We start from the raw sequence: 17,151 nt of genomic DNA on the forward strand, positions 1-17,151 counted from the left end.
ATGAATATGGAAATGCTCAAAAGCCAGAAAATAATGTGCTTGAAAAGCCGCTTCTTTGACCTGATTGATACAACTGACGGATTTATTCATTCTGACTCTTTGATTGAGCAGATGCTCGGAGCCGTCAAAGACTTTTCTGAGGCCTCCGAAGTCCGCTATCAGGGTCCAGGCGGCAGTGTCATAGGTACAGATTCCTCAGTTGGGGGATATGGCCAGATTGGCCATCCGGCAGGGGAAGCGGAACTCAGGGGTGCCGCGTGCTGCCGGATTTCGCTTTCTGCCAGGTCAATGGATTTGGGATTCCTTGAGCTGAACGGGCTCCCGGATCCCCTGAATGAAGAAATCATTAGGGAATTGAGCTCTGCCTGTGCCGCCTTCATCATGAAGGCCAGGGAACTCGGGGGAATCTCAGCCAGGGAAAAGCGCTACAAGCAGCTTTTTCGCGTAACTGAGCAGTTTCATTCCTCAATGGATATGGATGCTGTCCTCGGAGAAATCATCAAAACTCTTCAGGAAGTTTATCCTGAATTTACCTATTATCTAATGCTTTCGCATGATAATAACAGCCATGGGGACCTCCCTTTAAAAGATCTTGAATATGACAGCCAAAATATAGCGGCCATGCAGGCATATGTCACTGGCGCCATACAGTTTGAGGATTCAATTTCTGAGAAAAAGTCTGTCCTTTATGCCCCTCTAAAAGGAAAGCAGGGTGTATACGGCGTGCTCCAGGTCATTGCTCCGAATGCACTCGTCTTTCCTGAAAGCGAAGTCGAATTCATTTCCATTCTCGCCAATACGGCAGGGGGTGCACTTGAGAACGCCCAGCTGTATCACCAGTCGAAGAGGCTGATTGCCGACCTCCAGCTAATTAATGAGACTTCGCACCAGCTTAATTCCAATCTTCGCCTGACGGAAACGATGACCTATATGGCTGAACAGATTATTAAGTCTTTTGATGCGGAAGAGGCAGGCTTCGTCCTTTTGTCTGAAGAATCCGAACAAGTCAGCATCCTTAAAGGAAGCACTTCTTTCTTCCGGACAAGGGAATCCGGCATCTATATAAAATATATCAAAGAAAAGATCAGGCAAGACAAGGACAGCCTGTTCATTGGCGAGCTTGACCTCCAGAACGATGCACTGATTGAGCAGTTCAAATCCGTCATGGCGGTCCCAATGTCCCAGTCTGGTGTGCTGAAAGGGTTTGCCCTTATCCTGCACAGAGATCCTTATCATTTTTCATTTGAAACATTTAAGCTTCTTCAGTCCCTAATCCACCATTCCACTTTGGCCCTCACGAATTCAATGCTGAGAGAGGAGCTTGAAAAGATGGTCGTCACAGACCACCTGACCAGACTTTATTCCCGGAATTATCTGGATGAACGGATACACCAGTCCTTAAAAGAGGATTCAGAGGGTGCTTTTATTCTGGTTGATATTGATAATTTTAAATCTGTCAACGATACATACGGCCATCAAGTCGGTGATGAAGTCATTGTCCAGGTAGCCGGGATTATTATGAACAGCATCCGCGGCACCGATGTTGCCGCCAGATGGGGAGGAGAAGAGCTTGCCGTTTATCTTCCCTCTATTTCCCTGGAAACGGGCGTTGCGATTGCAGAGCGGATCGTCAGGAAGGTCTCTGAAAGCACGAATCCCGTTGTCACCATTTCCTGCGGGGTATCCCACTGGAACATGGCAAGGGAGGATTCCTATTCCTGGCTGTTCAAGCGGGCGGATAAAGCTTTATATACAGCGAAAGAATCCGGAAAAAACCAGGTTGTGGTCCAGGGATTCAGCATTCTTTAAAGACAGGCCAGTCAAAGCCTGTCTTTTTCATTTTCCTTTATACACTCAAATTGCTTTGCAAAAACAGAAAAATAACATATCCTGTAAATATAGGATGTTGAAAACGCTTTCAAATTAAGGGGGATATTCAATGGAGAAAAAGAATGTGCGGTTCGAGACTAAAGTGATCCATGAAGGTTATGATGCCCGGGAGTTTAAAGGGAGTCTGGCACCGCCGATTTTTCAAACCTCCACGTTCGTGTTTGATAATGCAGAACAGGGGGAACGGAGGTTTTCTGGAGAAGAAGAGGGATATATCTATTCACGGCTCGGCAATCCGACTGTTTCTGTCCTTGAAGAAAGGATGGCTGCACTCGAGCAGGCTGAGGCTGCATTGGCCTTCAGCTCGGGGATGGCTGCTGTCTCCGCGGTGCTGGTTGCCCTGACAAAGGCGGGGGATCATATATTATGCTCCCAGGGAGTATATGGGTGTACATTTGGCCTTCTTCAGCTGATGAAAGAGAAATACAGTATCAGCCATGATTTTTCCTTGATGGAATCGAAGGAGCAGCTGCTGGAGGCAATCAGGCCGGAGACTGCCTGTCTTTATATTGAAACGCCGATCAATCCGACTATGAAACTCGTTGATTTGGAAATGGCTGTGGAGGCCGCCAGGGAAAAGGGAATCCCGGTTATAGTGGATAATACCTTCTGCTCGCCGTATCTGCAAAATCCGCTGTCATTGGGCTGCGATATTGTCATCCATAGTGCAACTAAATATATATGCGGCCATGGAGATGTGATTGCCGGCATTGCAGCGGGCAGGAAAGAGCTGATGGATGAAATCTCCTTTACAACCCAAAAGGATATCGGGGGCGTTATTTCCCCATTTGATGCCTGGCTTCTTTTAAGGGGGCTGAAGACTTTGCCGGTAAGGATGGACCGGCACACAAGCAATGCGGAAAAGCTGGCCGCATATTTAAAGGGCCATCCAAAAGTAACGGACGTTTATTATCCTGGCGATCCCGAGCATAAAGATTATCCTCTCATGCAAAAGCAAATGAGAAGCGGAGGCGGAATCCTGTCATTTTCAATTAAAGGCACAAAGGAGAGGGCCCAGAAATTCATGAATCAGCTTCAATTCATAAAAATTGCTGTAAGCCTCGGGGACGCAGAAACCCTTATCCAGCATCCTGCCACCATGACACATTCGGTAATTCCGCCAGAAACAAGGGAGAAGATGGGGATTTCTGACACAATGCTCAGGCTGTCTGCCGGGCTTGAAGCCTGGGAAGATATCCGGGATGATTTAGAACAGGCTTTTGCTTCAATAGAATAAGAATGGACCGGTACAGAGTGATGGCAAAAAAATGAATGCCCCCGGCCTTCTGCCGGAAGAATATAAACAGCAAAGATTTTTTATATAAGGATGGCCATAAAGGAGGATATATCATGGATATGACGGTAACCTGGACTGGAAAAATGGCGTTTGATGGGGCTGCGCCTTCCGGCCATAAAATTGTGATGGATGCATCTGAGGAAGCCGGGGGAGAGAATTCCGGAGCTAGGCCGACAGAGCTGCTGTTGAGCGCGGCGGCAGGCTGCACGGGAATTGATATTGTGTCTATCCTGAAAAAGATGCGGCTTGAGCCAGCTTCTTTCCATATGGATATAAAAGGGTCAAGGGCTGAGGATCATCCGAAAAGGTTCACTGATATCCATATCCACTATGCATTGGAGGGGGAGCTTCCTGAAGATAAAGTGGTCAGAGCCATCAAGCTTTCAAACGATAAATACTGCTCTGTCTCAAAGTCTTTAAATGCGGATATCACGGTAAGCTACTCTATTAACGGGTCTGCCGGCGGCCAGCACCTGTAATATAACTCATTAGAAAGCAGCAAAAAAGCCTGATTCCGAGCGGAACAGGCTTTTTTCTTTGTTATATATGTTTTACGAGTGTTTCAACAAAGTCTTCAAGGCCCTGCTGGTCGATTTCGTCAAAGCGGTTCTTTTCAGGAGAATCAATATCAAGGACGCCGAATACTTCTCCATCTTTTATGATGGGAACTACAATTTCTGATTGGGATGCTGCATCACAGGCAATATGCCCTGGGAATACATGGACATCCTCAATTCGCAATGTCTCGCGCTTCTGGGCAGAAGTGCCGCAGACCCCTTTTCCGAGCGCGATCCTCACGCAGGCCGGAAGCCCCTGGAAAGGACCGAGGACCAGCTCCCCATCCTCCATGATATAAAAGCCGGCCCAGTTAATGCGGTCAAGAAATTGATTAAGCAGTGCTGCTGCATTGCTCAGATTAGCAATGCGGTTTGGTTCGCCTTCCAAAAGAGCATGAAGCTGTTTATTTAATAATGCGTAATTTTTTTTGCGGTCTTCGCTGTATGTTTCGACTTTAAACAACGTGTTTCCCTCCACTATTCGAAGAATTATTATTCATTCTATCAAATAGAGATGAAAAAGAGGAGACTTTGTCGATATTTTTTAAAAGGACAACCGGAAAATAAAAAGAATGTTTTATTAAGAAAGGTAATTGCACTGATATGCGATGTATACCACTTTCTGCTGTCCAGTCCCTGTATATCCATTTATACTGCGTTGTGCCAATGGGAATTTAAGAAGCGAGGTAGGATTATGAAAAAAAATTCGAAAGATGCCATTGTTGCTGCAGCGATTTCCCTTTTTAATACAAACGGATTTACCGGCACATCCATACGTGACATAGCCGCGAAAGCCAAAGTGAATGCAGCCAATATTGCCTATTATTTTCACAATAAGCATGGGTTGCTGGAACATTGTTTCACTGAATTCTTTGAGGGATACATTGCTGAAATAGAGAAGGGTTTTTCTTGCTTGCACCTGGGGGCAGCGGCTGCCTTGAAAATTATTTCAGAAAATATCCTGTTGTATCACAGCCGGAATATCCATCTGACCCGTTTTATCCTGAGGGAAGTTTCGCTGGACTCCCAGGTGGTGAGGGAAATTATGTCTACCTATTTGACGAAGGAAAAATATTATCTGAATAAAGTATTTGAATTCGGAATGAGAGCGAAGGAATTCCGCTCTCAGCACCCAAGTTATTTTATCATCCAGTTTAAAGGGCTATTGTCGATGCCATTTTTAAATATGCAGTATCTGTCAGAGGTGCTTCACGTTTTTCCAAACGAAAGATATTTCGCAGATAAATACTTAATTGAAATCTATAATTGGATTGACGGAGCCGTCCGGGAACATGGTGCAAGGGAAATCGTCATGGCCAATTAGCCTTCAAAGAAGAAACTGCTAAAGCCCTGCCCCAATTCTTTAGCCTGATGTGCATCCGAACCATAGACGAGCTGGATGCCAAGGGACTTGGCCATCGAAGCTGCCCATTCCGGCGGATAAGGCTCCCGGCAGAGCGGTTTTGCGGTGCCGGCCCCGTTGCAGTCCAGTGCGTAACCGTGGAGCTTCATCAACTGAAGGATATTTGAAATTTCCTGTTTGTCTTCAAAGCCGGCAGGATATTTTTTTTGGAATTTATGGATCAGCGAAATATGGCCGATCCTCTTTGGCTTATAGGGACCCAGGTCAGCTGTAATCGACCTTCTGACGGTTTCATAGTATTTTCTGTAAACAGCCTCTGCGGAACCGTAGCGGCTGATCATGGAGGAGAAGACGTCCGGGCTGTAATCTGCACATTCATATTGCCCATCATAATACAAAAAATGGACCGAAAGAATGCTGTCATCCAGAAGATGCCCGACCTTTGAGAGGAAGCTGCCTGTTTCTTTTTCAAATCCCTCTATAAAATCCACTTCAAGCCCTGCATTGATTTTGATTTTATTTTTGTAGAGAGCTTTTACACGGCTGATTTCTTCGAAGTAGGCTCCAAGATCATCTGCCTGCATGGCGCTGTCCCGTGCAGGGGCTGTGTCTGTGAACTCGTCGGGGAGCGGGGCATGCTCAGTGAAGGTCAGTTCTGCAAAACCGAGCGAAAGAGCCCTGTCGATATACTCTTCAAAAGCATCCTTCGAACCATGGGGGCAAAATGGTGTATGTATATGTCCATCCCTTAGCATAGGGGCATCGCTCCATTCTGTCGAAAATCAAAAATGCGAATTATTTGTAATGCGGCAAAACGTATTGTTCAATTATAGGTGCCGGGCTAAAAAAACGTTCAGTTCCAGTTTCCAGGAGGAAAAACAAGCTCAAGGCATCAATAAGGGAGCAGTGGAACAGTCAATTCTGAATCCCGGGTTTTGCACAAAAACGGCAAGCAGGTTATAATAGCAAGTTTCTCTCAAAAAAAATTAAATTAATAGTCAAAAATTGTCGTTTACATGGTATCATAAAAACATTGAATTGCATATTTCAAGTTTTTTTTACATATATCTATCAGTTATCAGCTCGGCAGCAGAACAGGGGGCTTTCAATGGAGTACATAATTGGAGGAATAGTGATCGCGATTGCACTATTTCTGACGGGATACCTAATGAAAAAGAAGTATTATAAAGAAATAGACAGGCTGGAAGGCTGGAAAATGGACATAACGGACAGGCCGGTCCTCGACGAGATGTCCAAAGTGAAGCAGCTGAATATGACAGGCCAGACAGAGGAGCTGTTCGAACGCTGGCGGAATGAGTGGGACGATATCGTTACCGGGCAGCTTCCTGGAGTGGAGGAGCTGCTGTTTGACGCAGAGGAATATATCGACCGCTACCGCTTTAAGAAGGCAAAGGAAGTTCAGCAGGCAATCGAGGAGAGCCTTGCAGGCATAGAGGATAAAATAAAATCCCTCCTTGCTGAAATCAATGAGCTGGTCGGAAGCGAAGAAAAGAACCGCACCGAGATCGATGGACTCAAAGATCAGTACAGGGAATGCAAAAAGGCGCTGCTCGCCCATCGGCATACCTATGGAAAGGCTGAAACCATCCTGGGCGTCCAGCTTGATGAAGCTTTTGCGAAGTTCCAGGACTTTGAGGACCGGACAGCAAACGGCGACTATCTTCAGGCCAGGGAAATCGTCCTGACCATCCAGGCACAGCTTGACAGTATCCAAAAGAAAATGGAAGTTATCCCCGATTTGCTGGTGGATGCCGGGTCAAATATCCCATCCCAGCTTCTTGAGGTGAGAGAAGGCTTCCGTGAAATGGAGGAGCAGGGATATATTCTTGAACATGTAGAAGTGGACAAGGAAGCAGAGTCATTAGAAAAAGAGGCTGCCGAATATCTCGCCATGATCGAACGCGCAGAGACCGGAGAAGCGCATGAGGGCCTTGAGGATATCAAGCAGAAAATAGATGCGCTCTATGATCTGCTTGAGAAAGAAGTGTATGCAAGAAAGTTCATCCAATCGCATGATGAAAAGGTCCGTACAGAGTTATACAATGCCAAGGATGCAAACTTTATGCTGAAGAAAGAGCTCGGCATCGTACAGCAAAGCTACCACCTCCAGGAAAAGGACGAAGAAACACACAGCCTGCTTGAAACGAAGCTGACCAAGCTTTTTAAACGCTTTGAAATACTTGAGCATAAAATCAGCAATCAAAGCTCTGCCCATTCAGTTCTTGGTGAAGAATTAGAATATATAAAAAATGAACTGGAAGCATTGTCAGAAGAGCAGGTCCATTTTGCCGAAAAGCTGCAGGCCTTAAGGAAGGACGAGCTCTCCGCACGGGAAAAGGTAAAGGAAATCAGCAAAAAGCTGTCGGAAACCATCAGGCTCGTATCCAAGAGCAATATACCTGGGCTGTCCCAAAATTACCGGTATTTAATGGAAGACACGAAGGAAAGCATTCAAAATGTCATTGACAAGCTTGATGAAAAGCCCCTTGATATCCCTGCTGTCCAGCAGTATCTGGAAATAGCGGTGATGACAGTTGATAAAGCTGCAGACAGCACGGCTGAAATGATTGAAACCGTCCAGCTGGCTGAAAAGGTCATCCAATATGGAAACAGGTATCGAAGCAAGTATCCTTCCATCGCTAAAGCACTGAGAGAAGCGGAGGATTCATTCAGGAACTACAATTATAAAGAGGCACTGGAGCAGGCTGCTTCATCTATTGAAGAGATTGAGCCAGGAGCTTTGAAAAGAATAGAAGAAATGATCGGCGAAAAAGAAGAAAATGCATAAAAAACCAGATCTGCTTTGGCAGATCTGGTTTTTTATATGGGGAAAGTTAATCTGTCTATTCTGCTGTGTTTCTGCCCCTTCCGGCAATGAGAAGACCGAGCAGGCCACCGGCAATGGCTGGAATGACCCAGCCGAGTCCTTCTGCATAGAGAGGAAGGAACCCAAGCATTTCTGAAAAAATACGGGTATCTGCCCCGGCTGCTTTTATTGCATCAATAATACTGATCAGACCTGCCGGAATCAGGGCTCCTGCATATACAGCTCTTGAGCCGCCAAAGGCATGATGCAGAAAAGAGAGCAATACCAGAACGATTGCCGGCGGATAGATCATCGTGAGCATTGGCAAAGATATTGAAATGAGCTGCGTCAAGCCGATATTGGCGATCATCATGCTGAATAAGGATAAAATCAGCACAAATGTCTTGTAAGATATGGCTGGCACAATTCTTGAAAAATATTGTGCACAGGAAGAGACGAGCCCAATTGAAGTGGTAAGGCAGGCAAAAGTAATGGCCAGCCCAAGGATGACAGCCCCAAAAGATCCGAAAAGACGGGAAGCGGCGGCGGAAAGGAGAGCTCCCCCGTTTTCCTGAAACCCAATCGATTCTGCCCCGGATGCCCCAATGTATGCGAGCGAAAGGTAAACAAGCATAAGGGCAGCGGCTGCAATAAGTCCTGAATAGATGCATATTTTTGCAATCTGCCTTGAGCTGCTGATGCCTCTTTCTTTAATTGAACCGATCACAACTATGCCAAAAACAAGGGCGGCGATTGCATCCATGGTTAAGTAGCCTTCGACGAAACCTTTAAAAAAAGGCGTTTCGGCATATGCGCCTTTGGCAGCCATTGGCTCTCCCAAAGGAGTGATGATACTCTTTACAGCCAGAATGGCCAATATAACAAGAAGAATCGGAGTAAATAACTTCCCGATCCGGTCCACAAGCTTAGAAGGATTCATTGAAAGCCAGGCTGTGACGGCAAAAAAGATAATGGTATAAAAAAGCAGTGCCATCCCGTACTTAGAAACGGTATCAGGCAAAAACGGAGTGATGCCAATTTCGTAGGCTACGGTTCCGGTCCGCGGAATCCCGAACAGCGGGCCGATGGCAAGATACAAAAGCAAAGTAAAGATAGCCCCGAAAACAGGGTGGACCCTGCCGGCCAGCGTTCTGAGATCTCCAGCCTTGGCTATGCTGATGACTCCCAGAAGCGGCAGGCCGACGCCGGTTATGAGGAATCCGATGATGGCCTTTCCCATGCTGACACCAGATTCCTGGCCGAGATATGGAGGGAAAATCATATTCCCTGCTCCAAAGAAAAGAGCGAAAAGCATCAGTCCTATTGCGATTGTTTCTCTGCTGGATAGGCTCTTATTATTCATACAAACCTCCATGACTGTCTATCGAAATGTTTAGAACATTTAACATACTAACACAGGAAATGAGAAATTTGTCGAAAGGAATTATAGTCAAAACATTCAGACTTATAATTCTGTCTTTTGTTATGTTTTTGGTTTCCAAAAGAAATATAAAAGATTATGCAGATGAAAACATTGTCCCAGTGTGATAAGATTTACTATTGGCTAAACGGTTTTTCAAGGAAGGGGAAGACCCATGATTTACTTTGATAATAGTGCAACAACTAAACCATATAAAGAAGTGCTGGATTCATTTAATAAGGTGGCCTCAGATTACTTTGGCAATCCCTCGTCTTTGCACGGAATCGGGGGCAGGGCAGAAAAGCTCCTGTCACAGGCCCGGATGCAGATTGCCGAGCTCCTGGGAGCCGGCCAGAAGGAAATTTTCTTTACTTCAGGCGGAACTGAAGGAAATAATCTGGCTGTAAAAGGGACTGCCATGATGCATAAAAGCAGGGGGCGCCATCTTATTACGACTGCCTCGGAGCATTCATCAGTGGCAGAAGCATTTGAACAGCTGAAAGAGCTCGGGTTCCGGGTTACGTATATTCCTGTAGACCAGGATGGGAGAATCAGGCCGGAGGACATAGAAGCTGCCTTATGCCATGATACGATTCTTGTGAGCGTCATCCATGTTAATAATGAGGTTGGCACCATCCAGCCGATTGCTGAAATCGGCAAAATGCTCAAGCCCTATTCAAAAGTGCTTTTCCATGTGGATCATGTACAGGGCATTGCAAAGGTTCCGCTTGATTTTCAAAAAAATGAAATAGACCTTTGCACCATTTCTGCCCATAAATTCCACGGTTTAAAAGGCACAGGTGTCCTTTACATCAGGGAAGGCGTCAAGCTTTCACCGCTGTTTTCAGGCGGAAGCCAGGAATGGAACCAGCGGAGCGGAACAGAGAATGTTCCAGGGATTGTCAGTATGGCCAAGGCGCTCAGAATCAGCCTTGAAAGGTACAGGAGCCGGCTGGAGCAGCTTAGACACGTAAAATCTTTGCTTAGGGAAGGACTGGAATCCATTGAAGGCATCTCTGTCCATACACCGCTAGAAGACTCGGCGCCGCATATCCTCAATTTTTCTGCACCAGGCTTAAAGGCAGAAGTATTTGTGCATTCCCTTGAGGAAAAAAATATATATGTCTCCACCACAAGTGCCTGTTCCTCGAAAAAGAAAGCTGTCAGCAGGACACTGCTGGCTATGGGCATTCCTGAAGAGGCTGCGGCAAGCAGCATCAGAATCAGCCTTTCTTATGATAATACAGCAGAGGAAGCAGAAGCTGTGCTGCAGGCAATTGAAGAAACAGCGAAAAAGCTAAGGAAGGTAATGAAATAAATGAATTATGACCGCATATTAATCCGCTATGGAGAAATTTCAACAAAAGGCCGAAACAGGGGGAAGTTTGTCGAGAAGCTGAAAAGAAGCATTAAGAAAGTCCTGCACAGCTACCCGGCCGTCAGGATCGAGGGCCAGAGGGACAGGATGTTCATCCAGCTTAACGGTGAAAATGGGGAAGAGATCATAGAGAAGCTCAAAGGGGTCTTTGGCATTCAATCCTTCAGTCCTGCTGTGAAAGCTGAAAAGGATATAGAAAAAATCAAGGAAGCTGCCCTGGCACTTTTAAAGCGGGTATACAAGGATGGAGATACCTTCAAGGTATCGGCGCGTAGAGCGGACAAGGGCTTTCACCTTGACACCGGAGAACTGAACCATGCCCTTGGCTCACATCTCCTGAAGAATATGGAAGGCTTGAAGGTGGATGTAAAAAAGCCGGATATTAATCTCCAGGCTGAAATAAGGCCGGAAGCTGCCTATCTTTCATGCGAAAATATTCAGGGAGCCGGAGGTATGCCTGCCGGATCAGGTGGCAAGGCGATGCTCATGCTTTCTGGGGGAATAGACAGCCCGGTCGCAGGCTATTTATCCATGAAGAGAGGGCTTGATGTGGAAGCTGTCCATTTCTACAGTCCTCCCTTCACCAGCGAAAGATCCAAGCAAAAGGTGGTTGACCTGGCTGAAAAGCTGGCGGGATATACAGGGCAAATGGTCCTTCATATTGTTCCTTTTACGGACATCCAGCAGCTTATCCAAAAGCAGGTGCCTGAAAATTATACGATGACAACCACCAGAAGGCTGATGCTTAAAATTACGGATCTGATCCGGGAAAAGCATGGAGGGCTCGCTGTCATTACAGGTGAGAGCCTCGGCCAGGTTGCAAGCCAGACACTGGACAGCATGTATGCCATCAATGAAGTGACAAGCACGCCGGTCCTGCGCCCGCTGATAACAACGGATAAGACCGATATCATTGAGATCGCCCAGGAAATTGATACCCATGATATATCAATCCTGCCATATGATGACTGCTGCACCGTATTTGTCCCGGCTTCGCCCAAAACGAAGCCTAAGCTTGAAAAGGCAGCATATTATGAAAGCTTTGTTGATTTTGATGCGCTTATTGCAAAAGCTGTGGAGCATATTGAAACAATTCGCATCAAGCCGTATGAAGCCGGTAGTGACAGTGAGGACGATCTTTTCTAGGGAGACTGAAAGTCGGACGGGTGAAGAAAACATTACCAATTAATATTTGCATGAAGCCATGTGATTCTACACATTCTAAACTCACAAGGAGGTGAGATCACATGGCAAGCAGCAACAACTCTAACCAGCTTCTAGTACCTGGCGTACAGCAAGCTCTTGACTCAATGAAATACGAAATCGCTACTGAATTTGGTGTAAACCTTGGCGCAGAAACAACTTCACGTGCTAACGGTTCAGTAGGAGGAGAAATCACTAAGCGTTTAGTTCAAATGGCTGAACAACAGCTTGGAGGTTTCCAGCGCTAATCGAAAAATAAATAATATGGCTACAAAGGAGCAGGCTCACCAGCCTGCTCCTTTACTTTTTGTTATATATTTTTAAATTTTTAAAAAATTATGTATAATATAATTATTGATACAATTTCAGATGAGGAGGACATATGACATGAAGCGTGAAGATCTGCTGGCGCCAGAAAAATATAATCTGGTCTCTGAAATGGAGAAGTTTGCTGATAAGCCTGAAAGGACAGCCATCCTCTGGGAAAGCGGGGAAGGCGAAAGAAAGGAAATTACATATTCCAGGCTTTTATCAAATGCCAATAAAATTGGAAACGTTTTCTCCGGGAACGGCCTGAGGCAGGGGGATGTGGTCCTGATCATGGTCCCGCGCCTGATAGAAGCTTACCAGACGTACATAGCTGCACTTAAAATGGGCCTGGTAGTCATTCCCTGCTCTGAGATGCTCCGCTCTAAAGATATTCAGTACAGGATCAATCATGGCGATGTGAAGGCCATTGTATGCTTTTCGCCGTTTACAGAGCAATTTGCAGATGTTCCTGAAGCAGAGGACCTGCCTAAGTTTGTGATTGGAGAGCCTGTGCAAGGCTGGATTCCTCTGGACGAAAAGATGGATGCAGCCTCTGATATCATGGAGACTGCGGGAACAAGCAAGGACGATATGGCTTTCCTTTCCTATACTTCCGGCACAACGGGCAATCCCAAGGGAGTCGTACATACACATGGCTGGGCATATGCACATCTCCGTGCCGCCGGTCCTAACTGGCTTTGCATCAATGAGGGGGATACTGTCTGGGCAACTGCTGGCCCGGGCTGGCAGAAATGGATATGGAGCCCCTTCCTCTCCGTGCTGGGATCAGGAGGAACAGGACTGGTATATTCCGGGAAATTTGAGCCGAAAAAATATCTGGCACTCCTTCAGGACTACAAAGTCAATGTCCTTTGCTGCACCCCTACAGAATACAGGCTGATGGCAAAGGTCGACAATCTTGCTGAATACAGCCTCCCGGATCTTCATAGTGCCGTCTCGGCAGGGGAGCCGCTCAACCGCGAAGTGATTGATACTTTCAAAAAGCATTTTAATATTGAAGTGCGGGACGGATACGGCCAGACGGAAAACACCCTTCTGGTCGGCATTACAAAAGGCATGGAGCTTAGGCCGGGTTCAATGGGCAAACCGATCCCCGGAAATTCTGTCGAGATTATTACTGAAGACGGTCACGCATGCGGACCAGGGGAAGTCGGCGATATCGCCGTCCACATTGAAACCCCTGCATTATTTAAAAACTATTATAAGGATCCAGAACGGACGGCCATGCAATTCCGGGGTGAATACTATGTAACCGGAGACAAAGCGAAAAAGGATGAAGACGGGTACTTCTGGTTTGAAGGCAGGGGAGATGATATTATCATCAGCTCCGGATATACGATCGGGCCGTTTGAGGTGGAGGATGCCCTTGTCAAGCACCCGTACGTAAAGGAATGCGCCGTCGTGGCGAGCCCGGACGAAATCCGCGGAGCAGTCGTCAAAGCCTTTATCGTCCTGCAGGATGGCATCGCGGAAGATAAGCCGGATCTCATCAGTACCTTGCAGGAGCATGTAAAGGAGCTGACTGCTCCTTATAAATATCCCCGCAGGATCGAGTTTCTGTCAGAGCTTCCGAAGACCACATCAGGAAAGATCCGCAGGGTAGAGCTGAGGAAAAAAGAAATGGAGGAGGCTGCCCGCAGCTAGTATCCACCTGGGAAGCCCCTATATAAATTGGTTTTAACCCTGAGCTTTTTTAAAGCTCAGTTTTTTTGTGTCCCGAAAGAAGATATAATCATATCAGCAGGCACTGATTATTGTTTCTGTGCCAGAATAGGAAGCAAAGGAGCAAGAAAAAGATGCGAACTTTATGGCATGGAGGACATATATACACCCTTCAGCAAGAAGGACAAAAAACCGAAGCGGTCATGACGGAGAATGGAAAGATCCTGGGGGCAGGGCTGCTGGAAGAAATGAAAAGAATCTACTCGGTAAAACCCTCTGAAATGAGGGACCTTGAGGGAAGCCTGATGCTGCCCGGATTTGTGGACAGCCATATGCACTTGATCGGACATGGGGAAAGGCTGATAAGACTTGACTTGTCCGGCTGCACCTCTAAAACAGAAGTGCTCGATGCTGTGAAGGAATATGCAGGCAGGTTTCCAAAAGGCAGCTGGATCATCGGCGAGGGCTGGAATGAAAATTTATGGGACAGCCCTGACCCCTTGCTGGCAAAGGAGCTTGATGAAGCGGTTCCTGAACATCCAGTCTGCCTGAAGAGGATTTGCCGGCACGCAATCGCCGTCAATTCGAAAGCATTGGAAGCGGGCGGAATCACCCCGGATACCATTTGCCCTCCAGGCGGGGTCATTGAAAAAGATGAGGCAGGCCTTCCAACTGGACTATTGAAGGATCAGTCCCAGGAGCTTATTTTTTCTATTCTGCCGGGGGCATCGCGTGAGTATCTCGAAACGGCGATGCGTGCAGCCATACAGGATGCCTATGCACTGGGCCTGACAGGGGCACATACTGAGGATCTTAATTATTATGGCGGCTTCCAGGGTACCTATGGGACATTTAAGGAGGTCATTGGCGAAGATAAACTGCCTTTCCGTGCCCACCTGCTCGTCCATCATGAGGTTATCGATGAGATGAAGCTTGAGGGCGGAAATTATCTTGGCGGGGATGAGTGGATAGAATTCGGTGCAATGAAAATTTTTTCTGACGGGGCTTTGGGAGGCCGGACCGCTTTGCTGAGCCATCCGTATGCGGATGATCCTTCAACCTCAGGAGTGGCCATTTTTACACAGGATCAGCTTGACGGGCTATTGAAAAAAGCCAGGGAGCTGGATATGCCGGTTGCCATACATGCCATTGGTGACAAGGCTTTTGAAATGTCGCTGAACAGCATTGAAAAATACCCGCTGAAAGGAAAAGGCAGGGACCGGCTTATCCATGCACAGATATTACGGAAAGAACTCCTTCCGCGAGCAAAAAAGCTGCCGCTTATACTGGATATCCAGCCAAGATTCCTGGCTTCTGACTTTCCGTGGGTCATCAGCAGGATCGGCGAAGAGCATATGGATTACTGTTATGCCTGGAAAACATTGCTTGATGAAGGAATTCCGTGTGCAGGCGGATCTGATGCGCCAATCGAGCAAGCTGACCCGCTCCTCGGCATCCATTCTGCGGTTACAAGAACCAGCAGCGATGACCCGGGGAGGATCGCCTATATCAAAGAGGAGGCATTATCCATGTACGAAGCTGTTTCCTTATATACCAAAGGCAGCGCATATGCAATCTGCCATGAAGGTGACAGGGGAATGATCAAGGAAGGATATCTTGCTGACTTCACAATCCTTGACCGTAATATATTCGAAGAAGATCCGGAGACACTCCTCCGTACAAGAGTCAATGAGACAGTCATAGGAGGAAAAACCGTTTATAAGCGCGGACAGAATTAAACGAGCGAATGCTGCTAAAACGAATAGGTTGCCAGTTTTTTTCTTTTGGCTTTATAATTATTTCGATATTAGAAAGAATCGAGGCTAACCAAAAATGACAGATACTGAAGTAAAACAAGGGGCCCTGTACGCAGGGCTGTCTTATTTGATATGGGGCATCCTGCCGATCTACTGGAAGCTTCTCAATCATGTGAGTGCTGATGAAATTCTGGCCAGCCGGGTTTTCTGGTCCTTCATCTTTATGCTGGCTGTACTTGCCCTGACCAGGAAATGGCCGGATTTTATCAAGACATTGAGAGGAATACGGGATAACAAGAAGCAAATGCTCGCTCTGACAATTGCCTCTCTGCTCGTAAGCTGCAACTGGTTCATATATATTTGGGCAGTCAATTCCGGCCAGATGATTGAAGCAAGCCTTGGCTATTATATCAACCCGCTGGTCAGTGTCCTTCTGGGTATAGTCGTTTTAAAAGAAAAGCTTTCCTCTGTGCAGACAGTTTCTTTCCTGCTGGCGGCTGCGGGTGTGCTTATCATGACCTTCTCTTATGGCAGATTTCCATGGATTGCGGTTGCGCTTGCTTTATCTTTCGGCCTTTACGGTTTGGCAAAAAAACTGATCAAGGTGGAATCTGCCATTGGACTGACGCTTGAGACGATGGTTGTCATGCCATTGGCACTTGGATATCTGATCTATTTATTTGCAGACGGAAAACAGTCATTCCTGGCCATTTCCACAGGAACGGATCTCCTGCTGATCGGGGCAGGGGCAGCCACCGCGATCCCGCTTCTGTATTTTGCCAAAGGAGCACAGAAAATTCCGCTTTCCATGCTGGGTTATCTGCAGTATATCGCTCCGACATTAACACTGCTGCTCGGCATTTTTGTATATGGTGAAGAATTCACAAAGACCCACCTGGTCGCATTCTTGTTCATTTGGCTGGCTTTGACCGTCTACTCGCTGTCCAGGACTAAGTTATTTGCCAATATGAAATGGAAACATGGGAAAGGGCTGGGGATGTAAAAAGGAAGAGGCGAAGGCCTCTTCCTTTTTCTAATTGTGCGTCCCTTGGCCAGGGCTGCAGGTTAGGTGCGAGGAGGGCGGACAAAGGGCCTTTTTGGCTGTGGGACGAATTATATTTAGATGTTATGGTCTGGATAAAAAAGGAAGTTATGTATCCTAGCAGGCTCCTGGGATACATGAGTGTGGAGAAAAAAGAGAAGTCATGTATCCCAACAGGCTCCTGGGGTACATGAGTGTGGGGAAAAAAAGGAAGTCATGTATCGCAACCGGCTCCTGGGATACATGAGTGTGGAGAAAAAAGAGAAGTCATGTATCCTAGCAGGCTCCTGGGATACATGAGTGTGGAGAAAAAAGAGAAGTCATGTATCCTAGCAGGCTCCTGGGATACATGAGTGTGGAGAAAAAAAGGAAGTCATGTATTCCAACAGGCTCCTGGGATACATGAGTGTGGAGAAAAAAAGGAA

The 17,151-nt window shown here is 46.7% G+C and carries 14 protein-coding genes; 11 read left to right on the plus strand and 3 right to left on the minus strand.

The window, feature by feature from the left end; all coding sequences use genetic code 11:
* Window positions 1–6 precede the first annotated feature (6 nt).
* The 3 genes from ACQCVH_RS00690 (at window position 7) to ACQCVH_RS00700 (ending at window position 3,666) form a co-directional block, all read left to right on the plus strand.
* Entirely contained in the window at window positions 7–1,809 is a 1,803-nt protein-coding gene (locus ACQCVH_RS00690; protein ID WP_426834026.1) for a sensor domain-containing diguanylate cyclase, read from the plus strand.
* 130 nt (window positions 1,810–1,939) lie between these two features.
* Window positions 1,940–3,127 (plus strand): methionine gamma-lyase, encoded by a 1,188-nt coding sequence (megL, locus tag ACQCVH_RS00695; RefSeq protein WP_426834027.1) that lies wholly within the window; start codon window positions 1,940–1,942, stop codon window positions 3,125–3,127.
* Between the two features lie 113 nt (window positions 3,128–3,240).
* Window positions 3,241–3,666 (plus strand): OsmC family protein, encoded by a 426-nt coding sequence (locus ACQCVH_RS00700; protein ID WP_426834028.1) that lies wholly within the window; start codon window positions 3,241–3,243, stop codon window positions 3,664–3,666.
* 61 nt (window positions 3,667–3,727) lie between these two features.
* Here the strand turns inward: ACQCVH_RS00700 and ACQCVH_RS00705 are convergent, their stop codons facing one another.
* Complete coding sequence (locus ACQCVH_RS00705) at window positions 3,728–4,207, minus strand: GAF domain-containing protein (RefSeq protein ID WP_426834029.1); 480 nt, start codon at window positions 4,205–4,207, stop codon at window positions 3,728–3,730.
* A gap of 231 nt (window positions 4,208–4,438) precedes the next feature.
* Here ACQCVH_RS00705 and refZ point away from each other — a divergent pair, with 231 nt between their 5' ends.
* Window positions 4,439–5,068, plus strand: a complete 630-nt coding sequence (gene refZ / locus ACQCVH_RS00710; protein WP_426834030.1) for a forespore capture DNA-binding protein RefZ — start codon at window positions 4,439–4,441, stop codon at window positions 5,066–5,068.
* Here refZ and hisJ read toward each other — a convergent pair.
* On the minus strand, window positions 5,065–5,862 hold the full coding sequence (hisJ, locus tag ACQCVH_RS00715) for a histidinol-phosphatase HisJ (protein WP_426834031.1): 798 nt from the start codon (window positions 5,860–5,862) through the stop codon (window positions 5,065–5,067). The genes refZ and hisJ overlap by 4 nt on opposite strands.
* Before the next feature lie 353 nt (window positions 5,863–6,215).
* Between hisJ and ezrA the strand changes: the two genes are divergently transcribed.
* Window positions 6,216–7,916, plus strand: coding sequence for a septation ring formation regulator EzrA (ezrA, locus tag ACQCVH_RS00720; protein WP_426834032.1), 1,701 nt, complete (start codon window positions 6,216–6,218; stop codon window positions 7,914–7,916).
* Between the two features lie 55 nt (window positions 7,917–7,971).
* On the opposite strand, the gene brnQ is transcribed toward ezrA, so the two are convergent.
* Window positions 7,972–9,297 carry a branched-chain amino acid transport system II carrier protein gene (gene brnQ, locus ACQCVH_RS00725; RefSeq protein WP_426834033.1) on the minus strand — a complete coding sequence of 442 codons (1,326 nt, stop codon included), beginning with the start codon at window positions 9,295–9,297 and terminating at the stop codon, window positions 7,972–7,974.
* A gap of 232 nt (window positions 9,298–9,529) precedes the next feature.
* Between brnQ and ACQCVH_RS00730 the strand changes: the two genes are divergently transcribed.
* The 6 genes from ACQCVH_RS00730 (at window position 9,530) to rarD (ending at window position 16,687) form a co-directional block, all read left to right on the plus strand.
* On the plus strand, window positions 9,530–10,672 hold the full coding sequence (locus tag ACQCVH_RS00730; protein ID WP_426834034.1) for a cysteine desulfurase family protein: 1,143 nt from the start codon (window positions 9,530–9,532) through the stop codon (window positions 10,670–10,672).
* On the plus strand, window positions 10,673–11,878 hold the full coding sequence (thiI, locus tag ACQCVH_RS00735; RefSeq protein ID WP_426834035.1) for a tRNA uracil 4-sulfurtransferase ThiI: 1,206 nt from the start codon (window positions 10,673–10,675) through the stop codon (window positions 11,876–11,878).
* 101 nt (window positions 11,879–11,979) lie between these two features.
* Window positions 11,980–12,183 carry an alpha/beta-type small acid-soluble spore protein gene (locus ACQCVH_RS00740; RefSeq protein WP_009795341.1) on the plus strand — a complete coding sequence of 68 codons (204 nt, stop codon included), beginning with the start codon at window positions 11,980–11,982 and terminating at the stop codon, window positions 12,181–12,183.
* Window positions 12,184–12,322: 139 nt separating this feature from the next.
* Window positions 12,323–13,909 carry an acyl-CoA synthetase MbcS gene (gene mbcS / locus ACQCVH_RS00745; RefSeq protein WP_426834036.1) on the plus strand — a complete coding sequence of 529 codons (1,587 nt, stop codon included), beginning with the start codon at window positions 12,323–12,325 and terminating at the stop codon, window positions 13,907–13,909.
* 152 nt (window positions 13,910–14,061) lie between these two features.
* The gene (locus tag ACQCVH_RS00750) at window positions 14,062–15,666 is read left to right on the plus strand and encodes an amidohydrolase (RefSeq protein WP_426834037.1); all 1,605 of its coding nucleotides are present in this window, start codon (window positions 14,062–14,064) and stop codon (window positions 15,664–15,666) included.
* Between the two features lie 94 nt (window positions 15,667–15,760).
* Window positions 15,761–16,687: an EamA family transporter RarD gene (rarD, locus tag ACQCVH_RS00755; RefSeq protein WP_426834038.1), complete on the plus strand. Its 927-nt coding sequence runs from the start codon at window positions 15,761–15,763 to the stop codon at window positions 16,685–16,687.
* Window positions 16,688–17,151 lie beyond the last annotated feature (464 nt).

The organism is Bacillus infantis, assembly GCF_050107595.1.
In the GTDB taxonomy this organism is placed as follows: domain Bacteria; phylum Bacillota; class Bacilli; order Bacillales; family Cytobacillaceae; genus Bacillus_AB; species Bacillus_AB infantis_C.

Coding starts and splice junctions, on each gene's coding strand:
- ACQCVH_RS00700 (WP_426834028.1), top strand. CDS start 3,241: ATGGATATGACGGTAACCTGGACTGGAAAAATGGCGTTTGATGGGGCT.
- ACQCVH_RS00730 (WP_426834034.1), top strand. CDS start 9,530: ATGATTTACTTTGATAATAGTGCAACAACTAAACCATATAAAGAAGTG.
- ACQCVH_RS00690 (WP_426834026.1), top strand. CDS start 7: ATGGAAATGCTCAAAAGCCAGAAAATAATGTGCTTGAAAAGCCGCTTC.
- refZ (WP_426834030.1), top strand. CDS start 4,439: ATGAAAAAAAATTCGAAAGATGCCATTGTTGCTGCAGCGATTTCCCTT.
- ACQCVH_RS00740 (WP_009795341.1), top strand. CDS start 11,980: ATGGCAAGCAGCAACAACTCTAACCAGCTTCTAGTACCTGGCGTACAG.
- mbcS (WP_426834036.1), top strand. CDS start 12,323: ATGAAGCGTGAAGATCTGCTGGCGCCAGAAAAATATAATCTGGTCTCT.
- megL (WP_426834027.1), top strand. CDS start 1,940: ATGGAGAAAAAGAATGTGCGGTTCGAGACTAAAGTGATCCATGAAGGT.
- ezrA (WP_426834032.1), top strand. CDS start 6,216: ATGGAGTACATAATTGGAGGAATAGTGATCGCGATTGCACTATTTCTG.
- thiI (WP_426834035.1), top strand. CDS start 10,673: ATGAATTATGACCGCATATTAATCCGCTATGGAGAAATTTCAACAAAA.
- rarD (WP_426834038.1), top strand. CDS start 15,761: ATGACAGATACTGAAGTAAAACAAGGGGCCCTGTACGCAGGGCTGTCT.
- hisJ (WP_426834031.1), bottom strand. CDS start 5,862: ATGCTAAGGGATGGACATATACATACACCATTTTGCCCCCATGGTTCG.
- ACQCVH_RS00750 (WP_426834037.1), top strand. CDS start 14,062: ATGCGAACTTTATGGCATGGAGGACATATATACACCCTTCAGCAAGAA.
- brnQ (WP_426834033.1), bottom strand. CDS start 9,297: ATGAATAATAAGAGCCTATCCAGCAGAGAAACAATCGCAATAGGACTG.